This is a genomic window from Colwellia aquaemaris (genome assembly GCF_057548755.1).
The window spans coordinates 1134984-1148990 of the sequence record NZ_BAAJLV010000001.1; the positions used below are offsets into that span (position 1 = coordinate 1134984).

General features: G+C 39.4%; 14 protein-coding genes. 10 read left to right on the plus strand and 4 right to left on the minus strand.

Annotated elements, in window-relative coordinates:
• Positions 1 to 99: 99 nt before the first annotated feature.
• Both AC27HL_RS05060 and AC27HL_RS05065 read left to right on the plus strand, forming a co-directional pair.
• The gene (locus AC27HL_RS05060) at positions 100 to 531 is read left to right on the plus strand and encodes an SRPBCC family protein (RefSeq protein WP_487079438.1); all 432 of its coding nucleotides are present in this window, start codon (positions 100 to 102) and stop codon (positions 529 to 531) included.
• A gap of 59 nt (positions 532 to 590) precedes the next feature.
• On the plus strand, positions 591 to 971 hold the full coding sequence (locus AC27HL_RS05065) for an RnfH family protein (RefSeq protein ID WP_487079439.1): 381 nt from the start codon (positions 591 to 593) through the stop codon (positions 969 to 971).
• An 88-nt stretch (positions 972 to 1059) separates the two neighbouring features.
• Here AC27HL_RS05065 and AC27HL_RS05070 read toward each other — a convergent pair whose 3' ends face one another.
• From AC27HL_RS05070 to nadK, 3 genes are all read right to left on the minus strand, one after another.
• Positions 1060 to 1407, minus strand: coding sequence for an outer membrane protein assembly factor BamE (locus tag AC27HL_RS05070; RefSeq protein WP_487079441.1), 348 nt, complete (start codon positions 1405 to 1407; stop codon positions 1060 to 1062).
• Positions 1408 to 1512: 105 nt separating this feature from the next.
• Positions 1513 to 3177 carry a DNA repair protein RecN gene (gene recN, locus AC27HL_RS05075; RefSeq protein WP_487079443.1) on the minus strand — a complete coding sequence of 555 codons (1665 nt, stop codon included), beginning with the start codon at positions 3175 to 3177 and terminating at the stop codon, positions 1513 to 1515.
• Positions 3178 to 3351: 174 nt separating this feature from the next.
• Positions 3352 to 4233, minus strand: a complete 882-nt coding sequence (nadK, locus tag AC27HL_RS05080) for an NAD(+) kinase (RefSeq protein WP_487079445.1) — start codon at positions 4231 to 4233, stop codon at positions 3352 to 3354.
• 183 nt (positions 4234 to 4416) lie between these two features.
• On the opposite strand from nadK, the gene grpE reads away from it, so the two are divergent.
• The 4 genes from grpE to AC27HL_RS05100 all read left to right on the plus strand — a co-directional run bounded on the left by grpE (position 4417) and on the right by AC27HL_RS05100 (position 9490).
• A complete protein-coding gene (gene grpE, locus AC27HL_RS05085; RefSeq protein ID WP_487079447.1) occupies positions 4417 to 5052 on the plus strand; it encodes a nucleotide exchange factor GrpE in 636 nt (211 codons plus the stop codon).
• Between the two features lie 230 nt (positions 5053 to 5282).
• On the plus strand, positions 5283 to 7214 hold the full coding sequence (dnaK, locus tag AC27HL_RS05090) for a molecular chaperone DnaK (protein WP_487079449.1): 1932 nt from the start codon (positions 5283 to 5285) through the stop codon (positions 7212 to 7214).
• A 289-nt stretch (positions 7215 to 7503) separates the two neighbouring features.
• A complete protein-coding gene (dnaJ, locus tag AC27HL_RS05095) occupies positions 7504 to 8643 on the plus strand; it encodes a molecular chaperone DnaJ (protein ID WP_487079451.1) in 1140 nt (379 codons plus the stop codon).
• Between the two features lie 175 nt (positions 8644 to 8818).
• Positions 8819 to 9490 carry a hypothetical protein gene (locus AC27HL_RS05100; protein ID WP_487079453.1) on the plus strand — a complete coding sequence of 224 codons (672 nt, stop codon included), beginning with the start codon at positions 8819 to 8821 and terminating at the stop codon, positions 9488 to 9490.
• 87 nt (positions 9491 to 9577) lie between these two features.
• Here AC27HL_RS05100 and AC27HL_RS05105 read toward each other — a convergent pair whose 3' ends face one another.
• On the minus strand, positions 9578 to 10051 hold the full coding sequence (locus AC27HL_RS05105) for an Lrp/AsnC family transcriptional regulator (RefSeq protein WP_487079455.1): 474 nt from the start codon (positions 10049 to 10051) through the stop codon (positions 9578 to 9580).
• Positions 10052 to 10289: 238 nt separating this feature from the next.
• On the opposite strand from AC27HL_RS05105, the gene nhaA reads away from it, so the two are divergent.
• The 4 genes from nhaA (at position 10290) to AC27HL_RS05125 (ending at position 14006) form a co-directional block, all read left to right on the plus strand.
• Positions 10290 to 11504: a Na+/H+ antiporter NhaA gene (nhaA, locus tag AC27HL_RS05110; RefSeq protein WP_487079457.1), complete on the plus strand. Its 1215-nt coding sequence runs from the start codon at positions 10290 to 10292 to the stop codon at positions 11502 to 11504.
• A 392-nt stretch (positions 11505 to 11896) separates the two neighbouring features.
• Complete coding sequence (locus AC27HL_RS05115) at positions 11897 to 12481, plus strand: elongation factor P hydroxylase (RefSeq protein WP_487079459.1); 585 nt, start codon at positions 11897 to 11899, stop codon at positions 12479 to 12481.
• Between the two features lie 23 nt (positions 12482 to 12504).
• Positions 12505 to 13638 (plus strand): ATP-NAD kinase family protein, encoded by a 1134-nt coding sequence (locus AC27HL_RS05120; protein ID WP_487079461.1) that lies wholly within the window; start codon positions 12505 to 12507, stop codon positions 13636 to 13638.
• Between the two features lie 95 nt (positions 13639 to 13733).
• A complete protein-coding gene (locus tag AC27HL_RS05125; protein ID WP_487079463.1) occupies positions 13734 to 14006 on the plus strand; it encodes a YfcL family protein in 273 nt (90 codons plus the stop codon).
• Position 14007: the final 1 nt, after the last annotated feature.

The window sequence follows — 14007 nt, forward strand, 5'->3', positions numbered from 1 at the left end:
AGAATTGGTGCTATTTAAACGGCTTATTTATCATTTTTGACATTAATGCGTTTTTTAAAGACATTTGATATGATAGCGCCCTTGTGAATTGGAGGGTGAATGCCAAACATTAGTCGTAGTGCATTAGTGATGCACAGTGTAGAAGATATGTATCATTTAATTAATGATGTGCTTTCTTATCCAAAGTTTTTACCAGATTGCAGCGATAGTAAAATAATTGCCCAAGATGACAACTCAATGACTGCGGCACTGTTAGTGTCGAAGGGCGGTTTAAAGAAATGGTTTACCACTGAAAACACTTTAGTTAGTAACCAAGAAGTGAAAATGAATTTGGTTGACGGGCCGTTTAAACAACTGGTTGGCGGCTGGCATTTAAAAGCATTGTCAGATGAAGCCTGTAAAATTGAGTTGAATTTAGATTACGAATTTTCTAATAAAATGTTCGATTTAGCCTTTGGTCGTGTTTTTAACAATTTGGCCAATAATATGGTGCTGGCGTTTACTCAGCGAGCCAAAGAAGTGTACGGCTAACAAGTTAACATTGTGATTGAAAATGGCCTTCAACAAATGGTAGGTGTATTGAGTTTAATATGAACGAAGATAGTATGAGTGAAGAAAGCGTTGCCGTGCAGCAACTGAGCATTGAAGTGGTTTATGGTACGCCAACACGCCAGGAATTAATTGCCTGCAATATTGAGCCGAATACCACAGTAGAGCAAGCTATTGCCGTGTCAGGCATTATTGACGACTTTCCTGAAATTGACTTAAACGTTAACAATGTTGGTATATGGAACCGTGCCGCCAAGTTAAAAGATATTGTTAAAGACTTAGATCGCATTGAAATTTATCGGCCATTAATTGCTGACCCGAAAGAAGTGCGAAAACGTCGTGCGGAAAAAGCCAAAGAAGAAGGCCGTGCCGATAAAATTACCGGCGGTAGAGTAGACCCTAGAAGAGCAAAATCGAGCTGATATTTTTATTTCAGCGACAAAAAAGCCAGCGATAATATAGCTGGCTTATTTCACATTAAAATACCCGTAGGTAAGCTTCTAATAACGACTAGTTAACCATAGGTACGTAGTAACTTTCTGGTAATTCAAAATCACCTTCAGCTTTTACTACCTTGTTATCTTCAAAGGTAATGGTAAATTTCTTTTCAGTGTTATATTCGTCGCTTCTACCTGACTTAAAGCTATAAACATAATGCCAAATGTTTTTATTAAAGGTGTCTTCTACAACTGGACTACCTAATACAAACTTAACTTGTTCTTTAGTCATACCAATTTGCAGTTTGTCGATGTCTTTTTGTTCCAAGTAGTTACCTTGTGGGATATCAATACGATAAACCCAGCTTGAACAGGCAGAAACAGATAGGGCGATAACAATAGCTAATACTCGAAACAACATGGTAATTATATTTATCCTTTTTAGTTTGAACGGGGATAATAGCGAAGCGGGCTAACAGATACAAAATAATTTTTCGTTTATTTTGCCCGCTTAAAAATATTTGCTTTATCCGGCAAGTAATTCTTGCGCGTTAGCCAGACTATTCTCGGTAATTTTATCACCGGCGAGTAAACGGGCAATTTCTTGGACGCGACCATCGCTAGAAAGTTCCGTAACTGTTGTTTCGGTATGCTCGCCATCAGTTAGCTTAGCTACAAATAATTGTTGATGCCCTTTACTGGCCACTTGCGGTAAATGCGTAACACATATCACTTGGGTGTTTTTGGCTAACTGTTGCAATTTAGCGCCAACCATAGCTGCGGTTGGGCCACTAATACCAACGTCAACTTCGTCAAATATTAAGCTTGGGGTAATAACTTTGTCGGCCAATATTACTTGCATGGCTAAGCTAATACGAGACAATTCACCACCAGAGGCAACTTTATTCATGGCCTCTAGTGCTTGTCCTGGGTTTAAGCTGGCCAAGTAACTGACTTTATCATTGCCGTTAATTGATAAGCTAGCGTCTTGCTCTTGGCAAATATCGATAAAAAACTGCCCGTGTGGCATATTAAGTTCAGCCATACTTTTGGTGATCATTTTACTCAGCTTTACGGCTGATTTTTGTCTTGATTGTGATAAAGCCTGTGCGGCATCGTGATATTTTTGCTTGGTTGCTTCAATATCGTCATTAATTTGCTTTAAGCGAGTTTCGTCTGAGCTAAAAGTTTGCAGCTCTTGCAGTAGCTGCTGATGAAACAGGGCAAGTGCCTCAGGGGCAACTTGATGCTTTTTCGCTAACTGAACAGCCGTTGAGTAGCGCTCTTCAATTAACGTGTATGCTTGTGGGTCTAACTCTAGGCTTTCGTAATAATGTTTAATTTCTTGGCTGGCATCTTCTACTTGAATTAGTGACTCATTAAGTTGTTCAGCCAGCGCCTTTAATGTAGGGTCTAAGTTGCCTAAAGAAGCTATTTGCTCAGTACTTTGGCGTAAGCTGTCAACTACGTTGAATTGTTCGTTTTCAGATAATTGTTGAACGGCCATTAAGGTTTCATTAAGAATGTGCTGGCCATTACTTTGGCGCTTATAGTCGGTTTCTAAACTTTCAAATTCGTCAATTTGTAGTGAGAATTCATTTAATTCATTCACTTGATACTGTAATAGCTGTTGCTTAGCTTCGCGCTGTAATTTGCTTTCTTGTAGCTGTTTGGCTTCTTGGCTAAGCTCTCGCCATTGATGGTAATAATATTTAACATCGTCTAAAAGGTGCTGATGGCTAGCGTAGGCGTCAAGCATGTTACGTTGTTCACTGGCTTTTACAATTAATTGGTGGTCGTGCTGGCCATGAATATTAATGAGTAATTGACCAACTTCTTTTAATTGCGCCAAAGGCACTTGGCTACCATTAATATAAGCTTTAGAGCGGCCTTCAGCCGAAATTACACGGCGAAGAATACATTCATTATCAAGCAACATGTCATGCTTTTTTAACCATTTTTGTGCTTTTTTATTGTTGCTGGTATCAAAGGTTGCAGCTAATTCAGCTTTTTTGCAATTAGGGCGAACAACATTGGTTATGGCTCGGTCACCTAAACAAAGGCCAAGGGCATCAATGGCAATGGATTTACCTGCACCAGTTTCGCCTGTGATGGTGGTCATGCCTTGTTGCCAGTCAATATCGAGTGAGCGCACAATGGCAAAGTTTTGAATGTTAAGTTGCAGTAACATAGTCGCCTCATTTTACTTTATGGTTTGCCAGTGTATTTATGGCAAAGCTAAAATGTCGTATTAATAACCAAAAAACCAGATACTGTTAATTTATACAGTATCTGGTTTTTTTTCAAGCTATGTTTGCAATTTTATTTGTAAAGCTTAATTTTAAAGGGCTACAGTTAAAGTTAATTAATAAAGCTTATTACCCCAGCTTAGTTTGCTGCGCAGTACATTAAAATAGTCATGATCAAGCGGGTGAATTAATCGTAAGGTAAATTCGCTTTTTTTAATGATAACTTCATCACCGGGCATAACGGCTAAAATAACGTGGCCGTCGCAACTAACTTGCAAGTTTTCGTAGTTTTCGTTGGCCAGTTTTAATTTTATTTCACTGTTGCCGTCAACCACAATGGGTCTACTGGTTAAGGTATGTGGAAACATGGGCACCAACGACAGCGCATTTAAATTAGGCGTTAATATTGGGCCACCAGCTGACATGGAATAAGCCGTCGAGCCAGTTGGTGTGGATACAATTAAGCCGTCTGAACGCTGGCTAAACATAAAGCTGCCATCAATATAAACTTCGAACTCGATCATGTTGGCAACTTTACCCGCATGAAGTACCGCTTCGTTTACCGCGCTGTTTGAACTTTTTAACTTACCGTGGCGGTAAACTTCTGCTTCAATAATAAAGCGTTGTTCGCTTCGTGATTTGCCTTTTAAAATGGCTTCAAGTGGCGTAATTAAATCGTCTGGCGATAAGTCAGTTAAAAAACCTAAATTGCCACGGTTTACGCCAAGTACACCAATGTTGTAGCATGATAAAACTCGTGCTGCGCCAAGCATGTAACCGTCACCACCAACCACAATAGCTAGGTCGGCCTGCTCACCAATTTCGGTTAGCGAGGCAATTGCAAGGTTTTCAATATTTATTGAAGGTGCTACTGAGCTTTCAACTACGACATGGTAGTCATTTTCTGATAAATATTGATGTAAGGTTTCGATGGTTGAACTGGCACCGTCGTGATGAGGTTTACCAATTAAGCCCACCGTTTTATATATTTGACTCATTGCTGCGATAAAACCGTAATAAAATAGGCGACTAACGGCAGTTTCGCGCTATTTGCTCCCGTTGTAAAGTTGACTTTTTACTAAATGATTTACTTTTGTGCTTGAATCATAAAAACAAGCCCCCATAATTAGCGGTATTGTGTTTTACCAAATTTGAAAATTAAAGATACTTTGGAGTTTTTCATGGCCAACGAGTCAACAGAAAATAAAAGTGCTGAAGAAATTGCAGCAGACGAACTAGCAGCAGAGATTATTGACCAAGCAGAAGAGCAAGTTGAAGTTCAGCTTGATGCCGCTGCTGAAAACATCAGTGAAGAGCAAGAGAAAATTAATGAGCTGGAACTCGCTTTAGCTGCAGCCAAAGCAACAGTAGCAGATCAAAAAGATTCTGTAATTCGTGCGAAAGCTGAGGTTGACAATGTGCGTCGTCGTGCTGCACAAGATGTTGAAAAAGCCCGTAAGTTTGCTTTGGAAAAATTTGCTGGTGAAATGTTAACAACCGTTGATAACCTTGAACGTGCTTTACAAAACATTGATAAAGAAGATGAAAACAACAAAGGTATTGTTGAAGGCATTGAATTAACATACCAAGGCTTATTGGCTTCATTAGAGAAGTTTGCAATTAAAGCGGTAGACCCACAAGACCAGCCGTTTAACCCTGAATTGCACCAAGCAATGTCGATGCAAGAAGTTGAAGGTGTTGCGCCGAATACCGTTATTGCCGTTATGCAAAAAGGTTACGAATTAAATGGTCGTTTAATTCGTCCTGCTATGGTGATGGTGTCAAAAGCTAAGCCAAGTGTAGATACATCAGCTTAAATTTAGCTTTTATTGTACAAAAACCAGACAAGTGTCTGGTTTTTTTATGCCTTTTATTTGCGCTTGATGAAAATAGTTAAAACGTTATAAAGAGTGGTAGAAATAAAATTTAACATTTTTTGATTTTTTTCGAGAAAAATAGTTGAAAAGAGTTTTTCCTGCCCCCACTAACTGTTCATCGATAGATTTAATCTTTATTTTTAACATATAAGTATTCGGAGATCCTCAAGATGGGCAAAATTATTGGTATTGACCTAGGGACAACAAACTCTTGTGTTGCTGTACTAGACGGCGACAATGTTCGTGTAATTGAAAACGCAGAAGGCGATCGTACAACTCCTTCAATTATCGCTTACACCGAAGAAGGTGAAACTTTAGTTGGTCAACCAGCTAAGCGCCAATCAGTAACTAACCCTAAAAACACTTTATTTGCTATTAAACGTTTAATTGGTCGTCGCTTCGAAGATAAAGAAGTACAACGCGATATTAAAATAATGCCATTTGGTATTACAAAAGCAGATAACGGTGATGCTTGGGTTACAGCACGTGATAAAAACGTTGCTCCACCACAAGTTTCAGCTGAAGTTCTTGCGAAAATGAAGAAAACAGCAGAAGACTTTTTAGGTGAAAGTGTTTCTGAAGCCGTAATTACGGTTCCTGCATACTTCAACGATTCACAACGTCAAGCTACTAAAGATGCTGGTCGTATTGCCGGTCTTGATGTTAAGCGTATTATCAACGAGCCAACTGCTGCTGCACTTGCTTACGGCATGGACAAGCAACAAGGCGACAAAGTTGTTGCTGTATACGATTTAGGTGGTGGTACATTTGATATCTCTATCATCGAAATTGATGAAGTTGAAGGCGAGCACACATTTGAAGTACTAGCAACAAACGGTGACACGCACTTAGGTGGTGAAGATTTCGATAACCGTTTAATTAACTACCTAGTAGACGAATTCAAGAAAGACCAAGGCATGGATTTAACAACGGATCCATTAGCGATGCAACGTTTGAAAGAAGCTGCTGAGAAAGCGAAATGTGAACTTTCTTCTGCACAACAAACTGATGTTAACTTACCTTACATCACGGCTGATGCATCTGGTCCTAAGCACATGAACATCAAAGTGACGCGTGCTAAGTTAGAGTCTTTAGTTGAAGATATGGTTAAAGCAACATTAGAGCCGTTAAAAACTGCTCTTAAAGATGCTGACCTTTCTGTAAGCGACGTAAACGATGTAATCTTGGTTGGTGGTCAAACACGTATGCCAATGGTTCAAAAAGCGGTAACTGATTTCTTCGGCAAAGAGCCACGTAAAGATGTTAACCCTGATGAAGCTGTAGCTTCTGGTGCAGCAGTACAAGCTGGTGTACTTTCTGGTGATGTTACTGACGTTCTTTTATTAGACGTTACACCATTATCACTAGGTATTGAGACGATGGGCGGCGTGATGACGAAAGTTATCGATAAAAACACCACTATCCCAACTAAGCAATCTCAAACGTTCTCAACGGCTGATGATAACCAAGCTGCGGTAACGGTTCATGTTGTACAAGGTGAGCGTAAGCAAGCTTCTGCGAACAAGTCTTTAGGTCAATTTAACCTTGAAGGTATCGACCCAGCTCCACGTGGTACGCCACAAATCGAAGTAACTTTCGATATTGATGCTGATGGTATCTTGCACGTAACAGCTAAAGATAAGAACACAGGTAAAGAGCAAAAAATTACCATTAAAGCCTCTTCTGGTTTATCAGATGAAGAAGTAGAACAAATGGTACGTGATGCTGAAGCAAATGCTGATGAAGATGTGAAGTTTGAAGAACTAGTTCAAGCACGTAACCAAGCTGATGGCATGGTTCACGCAACTCGCAAGCAAATTGAGGAAGCGGGCGATGATTTACCAAGCGAAGACAAAGAAAAAATTGAAGCAGCATTAACTGAACTTGAAGAAGCAGTTAAAGGCGATGATAAAGAAGCGATTGATGCAAAATCACAAGCTGTTATCGAAGCATCTGCTAAGTTAATGGAAATTGCTCAAGCGAAAGCTCAAGCACAAGGTGGCGCGCCAGAAGGTGCTGCACCAGAAGCTGACAATGCATCAGGTCCTGCAGGTGATGATGTTGTAGACGCTGAGTTTGAAGAAGTTAAAGACGACAAGTAGTCGTTGCGGTTAGTTCGCTCGATTTCTTCGGCGAAGGTGTTCACGTAGTCAACTACGCTCCGCGCCTTCTTCTTGAACTAGAACGAACTATCTCTCAATTTAACTTTTTATAGAGCGTCGATAATTATCGGCGCTTTGCTTTATCAAGTGATAGCGTAAAGCGGAATTAAAAATTAGTCATAAATTGATATTAATTTGCTTAGATTCTTTGCCATTAGCAACGGTAAAAATATGGCATAAGAAGTTAAACAAATTAGTATCCAAACATTGAAGTAAAGAAATTAAACCTATGTCAAAACGCGATTATTATGAAACTCTTGGTGTATCGAAAGATGCAGGTGAACGAGAAATAAAGAAAGCTTACAAACGTTTAGCAATGAAGTATCACCCAGATAGAACTCAAGGTGATAAAGCGAAAGAAGAAACGTTTAAAGAAATTAAAGAAGCTTATGAAATCTTAAATGATGATCAAAAACGTGCTGCTTACGACCAATACGGTCATGCTGCTTTTGAGCAAGGCGGACACGGTGGCGGCGGTTTTGGCGGTGGCCAAGATTTTGGTGATGCTTTTGGTGATATTTTTGGTGATATTTTCGGTGGCGGTGGCCGTCGAGGTGGTGGCCAATCTCGTCAGCGTCGTGGTAGCGACTTACGTTACAATCTTGACTTAACCTTAGAAGATGCCGTCAAAGGTAAAACCTTAGAAATTAAAGTACCAACATATGTAAGCTGTGAACCGTGTGACGGCAGCGGTGCTAAGAAAGGTACAAGTGCGAAAACATGTTCTACGTGTCATGGTCATGGCCAAGTGCAAATGCGCCAAGGTTTATTTGCCGTGCAACAAACGTGTCCAACATGTTCAGGTAAAGGTAAAGTTATTTCTGACCCTTGTACTTCATGTCGCGGTCAAGGCCGTGTTGAAAAAACTAAAACCTTATCTGTTAAAATTCCACCAGGTGTTGATACCGGTGATAGAATTCGTTTATCTGGCGAAGGTGAAGCGGGTGAACATGGTGCACCAGCAGGCGACTTATACGTTCAAGCGAATGTGAAAGAGCATAAGATTTTTGTTCGTGATGAAAACAACTTGTACTGTGAAGTGCCAATTAGCTTTACGACGGCTGCGTTAGGCGGTGAAATTGAAGTGCCAACACTTGAAGGTAAGGTTAAGTTAAAAATACCTAAAGAAACGCAAACAGGGAAAATGTTCCGTTTACGTGGCAAAGGTGTTAAATCGGTACGTAGCCACTCAACAGGTGACTTAATGTGTAAAGTCGTGATTGAAACGCCAGTAAGCTTATCAGGCGACCAAGCTGACTTGTTACGCCAATTAGAAGAAAAAATGGGCAAAAGTAACAGTAAACATAGCCCGAAAGAAACAGGCTTCTTTGATGGCGTGAAAAAGTTTTTTGATGACCTTAAAAACTAAGGCACATGCGTAAAAAGTTCTATATAAAAATCCCGCTTATGGCGGGATTTTTATTTTGAAGTTTTGATTGTTAAATGTCTTTAGTGATAAATATTTAGCTAGCAGATAGCAGGCATATCACGATATTTCTGATACAATTCTTAGCTAACTAAATTTATCAAAAGAGTGATATTGAATGAGAGCTTTGCTTGCATCTTGGTTAATTGCCTTCACATGTCTTCCCGGTTTCGCAGAATCTGTACCAGAAGAATTGCCACCACTTGACCCAGCTTATGTTGGTGTTCATGGTATGGTGTTAATGAATAAATCGTCGACTATTTTTGCGTACCATTTACCGCTTTACCATAAGCCTCACGATGTTCAATTACTTTATAAACTCGATGTGAAAGATGTTGCCTTGATGCAACTCGTTCGCGACAACGACATGGTTACCATCAAGCCTAAGCCTTTTAATTTACAGCGCCTAATGCGAGGTGAAAAGGTTGTACTGGAGGCTGACGTTTATACCGGGCATTTTGAACGTGATGGTATGCTAGTTTATAAAAATATGAGTTTGAATTTTGCTGAGCAGCTTTACGTTAGAAAACTTGATGATATTAAACCATCGAGTACACGCCAAGAGTATGATGTGGTGTCATACCGTAAAAATTACAAAATTTATATTCACCGTTTACAGCAAGCGCCGAGCTTTGATCATTTAATTCATATTGATGTTACCGCGGGTTGCTTAACCAAGTTTAATACTTCATCTCCCGTGCCTAAACGCACAGAGCTGCAATATAAATTTCTAAATTGCGGCACTATGAAGCCATTCTATTTCGAAACAGAAGACTTTAAAAAACATTAGTAAAACCATTAATTAGCTGACAAATAAAAAAGAGCGCCTAAGCGCTCTTTTTTATTATTTGTAATTTATAAAGTTGATAGCATAAATTTATTGCTCATCATCAAAATTGGGTAATACGCCACTGCGGCTATGTTCAAAAATAAGTGAAGTTTCTACTGTGGTGACTTCTTCACGAGAAGTAATGGCGTTGAAAACAAACTGACGTAAGTGTTCACTATCTTTAACCGACATATGAATAAAGTAATCGTAACTACCGCCCATATGGTACAAACTGATAATTTCAGGAAGTTTTAATAAGTCATCACGTAGCTGGTTAACAATAAGCTCTGAATAAGGTTGTAACTTAATAGCGGCTATTGCTTCTATATTGCCCCCAATGCTTTTGAAATTAATATCGATAAAGGCATTATTAATAACACCATTACTTTTCATGCGTTTTACACGCTCTAAACAGGTTGAAGGTGCGATACCTATTTTTGATGCTAGCTCTTTGTTAGTTATGTCGGCATCTTTATAGAGTAGGGTTAATATTCGTAAGTCGATATCATCTAATTTTTTCATTAATAGGCGTGCCTTTTTAACATGTCAGCTTAATTTTTCCCTTTTGCTAAATACTACACTTATTAAATCCTATATAGCTAGTTTATTTACTTTATATGTGAATATTTTTCGATAATAGTACCTATTTCCGAATTATCATCATTTAAATGCTAAATTGCATTTTTAAATGCTAACAAGTTTGTATAATTTCTTAAGGTGACATATTATGTCGCGATGCTGATTTGAAAAATAAGAATATATGATTATTAAAAGTATTAACGACTTCCTGAAACTAGAAGCGGCGAGTGGCATTGTTTTAATGTTTGCTGCATTGGCGGCAATGATAATTGCCAATTCTCCATTGGTACCTTATTACGATATGCTGTTAGACGTTCGTGTAATGGTGGCAATAGGGAGCTTTGAAATTGCAAAACCATTATTGCTTTGGATTAACGATGGTTTAATGGCTCTGTTTTTCTTTCTCGTTGGTTTAGAACTAAAGCGAGAATTTTTAGAAGGCGATTTATCACAGCCTGGGCAAATAACCTTGCCAGCGATTGGCGCATTAGGCGGAATGGTGATTCCGGCACTATGTTATGTCGCTTTTAACTACAACGACCCAGAAGCCATTAATGGTTGGGCAATACCAACAGCAACTGATATTGCCTTTGCCTTAGGTATTTTGTCAGTTATAGGTAGCAGGGTGCCATTGCAGCTGAAAGTATTCTTAACTTCGTTAGCTATATTTGATGACTTAGGCGCCATTATCGTTATTGCCTTGTTTTATACCGACCAACTTTCTATGCTGTCGTTAATATTCTCAGCCGTTGTTCTGACCATTTTATTTATCATGAATAATCGCAATGTAACGAGCACAGCACCTTATATTTTCTTGGGTATTGTTTTGTGGGTTGCCGTATTAAAGTCAGGCGTACATGCAACATTAGCGGGTGTTGTTTTAGCACTCTTTATTCCAATTAAAGGTAAAAGTGACGAACCTTCACCACTGAAGTCGCTTGAGCACAACTTACATTCACTTGTTGCTTTTATTATTTTGCCGGTATTTGCCTTTGCCAACGCCGGAATAAGTTTTGCTGGTATTGGTGTTGAAGAAGTTATGGCGCCAGTACCACTAGGTATTATTGTTGGTTTAATTGTCGGTAAGCAACTTGGCGTATTTGGCTTTTGTTTTATTGCAATAAAGCTAGGTTTTGCACAATTGCCTACGAATGTTAGTTGGCGCTTGCTATACGGCGTTGCCATTTTATGTGGTGTAGGTTTCACCATGAGTTTATTTATTGGTTCTTTGGCGTTTAATCAAGGAGATAGCAGCAATATAGTGTTTCAAGACCGATTAGGTATCGTGATTGGCTCATTAATTTCAGGTGTTTTAGGTTATTTTGTTATTAAAGGAGGCGTTGACAAATTAGAAACCGCTACCGACTCTCCAGATAATGACACATCGAAAGTATAGATTCCTATTACTGAAAGCTATGTAGTATGTCGATATTAGATACGAGAGAGGATAAAAAATAAATTTTTGTATTTAATAACTGATGTTGACGAAACGGCGATGCTATCATCGCCGTTTTATATACAGGAAGTAAGGTATAACGCGTGTGCAAGGATGCACAGGAGCGTATATGTACAGGAAGTAAGGTATAACGCGTGTGCAAGGATGCACAGGAGCGTATATGTACAGGAAGTAGGGTATAACGCGCGTGCAAGGATGCGAAAAAGCTAGTATGTTCAAGGTAAGCAGTATGTCTTGATTACATGGATGTGAAGGAACGACGATGATAGAATAGCGGCGAATTAATTGACGTTTAACTTGCACTCGTTAGTGAGCAAGTTATTGGGGTAATAATGTCGTTAGAAGTAGCAAAAGCCTTAACCATTGAACATCGCTATCAAGATCTTATCAGATTATTTGAGGCAACATTTTTTCAGCAGTACAACACACGCTTGGTTAAAGGCGGTGATGAGCCAATATACTTGCCAGCTTCTAGTGAGTGTAATTTTAACCAGATTGTTTTTGCCCATGGTTATTATGCCAGTGCTATGCATGAAATAGCTCATTGGTGTTTAGCTGGCGCTGAACGACGACTTCGAGAAGACTTTGGTTACTGGTATGTGCCAGATGGTCGAGATCAGCAACAACAATTAGATTTTGAGAAAGTAGAAATAAAGCCACAAGCTATTGAGTGGGCACTTTGTGTTGCTGCGGGTAAAGCTTTTGATGTTTCGACAGATAACTTATCTGGCTCAGGTCAAACAGACCGACATGCTTTTAAAACTAAGGTATATCAGCAGGTATGCCGTTATTTAAATGTTGGTTTTCCAAAAGATGCCGAAACTTTAATTCAGGTGCTAGCAAAACATTACCAGCGCCCTTGGCCTTTAACATCAGAACATTTTCACTACTCAGCAGACGCTGTTGAAATATGTTAACAAGAATAATATGAGAAAAATCAATGCAAAAGTTTAACTTAGGCTTAGTGATAAACCCAATTGCTGGAATTGGTGGTAGTGTTGCACTAAAAGGCAGTGATGGTGAAGGTGTTGCAGAGCAGGCTTTAGCACTTGGCGCTACCGCTAAATCTAACGCTAGGGCAGCCTTAGCACTAGAAATCCTTAAACCCTATCAAGAAAGTGTTGTTATTCATACTGTCTCTGGTGAGATGGGAGAAAGTGCCGCGCAAGCGTTAGGCTTTGAAACCCGAGTGATATATCAACCCGCTAATGAAGTTACTAGCGAAGGTGATACGGAAAAAGCAGTTGCTAAGTTGATGACACTGGATATTGATTTATTATTGTTTGCTGGTGGTGATGGTACCGCGCGAAATGTTTGTCATATTGTTGGTGATAAATTTCCGGTATTAGGTATTCCTGCCGGCTGTAAAATTCATTCAGGTGTATATGCTGTAACGCCAAAAGCGGCTGGACGAGTTGTTGAGCTAATGATCACTAATCAGCTAGTTAGTTTAACCGATGCCGATGTAATGGACATTGATGAGAGCTTATTTCGACAAGGCATTGTTAAAGCGAAACGTTATGGTGAAATGCAAGTACCATCAGAGCTGCGCTATATTCAAGCAGTAAAGTCAGGTGGTAAAGAATCTGATGAACTAGTTCTGCAAGATATCGCCGCTGATATTATTTCCAAGATGGATGATGAGCTATTTATTATTGGCTCGGGCTCTACGACAGCGTTTGTGATGGAAGAACTTGCATTAGACAATACCTTACTAGGTGTTGATGCGGTACAAGAGCAAGAATTACTTGCCAGTGATTTAACTGAGCCAAAATTATGGCAATTAATTCAAGACCGTGGACAAGGTTGCGTTAAACTTGTTATCACCTTAATTGGCGGCCAAGGGCATATTTTTGGTCGTGGTAATCAACAGCTAAGCCCAAGGGTTATTCGCGCTATTGGCAAAGAAAATATTTATATTATTGCCACTAAAACTAAGTTAAACGCTTTAGACGCAAGACCATTAATTGCGGATACTGGCGATAGTGCACTTGATATTGAATTGTCGGGCTATTTACCGGTTATTACCGGTTACAATGACCAAGTACTTTACCCAGTGGCTAGCCCGCAGTAGTGCCTGATAAAATATTTAACCCTTTTAAGATTAAAAGATATTGAGAACAGGCTCAAACATTGACTGGTTGAGCCGAAATGATTTTGGAATTAAAAATGCAATTTGAAAACCTTACCGCCTTATATCACTATTTAGATGAACAAGTATCACAAGACGTTAGTGCAGATGAACTTTTTGCTGGCAGTTACTTGCGTGGCTTTATTAGTTTAGCCGGCAGTGAGTTTGGTGATGAATCACAAGCGTTGACGCAAGCCTTGGCTGATAATATTAGTGAAAAACTACTGGCTGCCCGCTCAGAACTTAGTCCACAAGACCGACAAATAGTGCAAGACTATTGGCAGCATTTAAATAGCGCATTTACCGCATAAA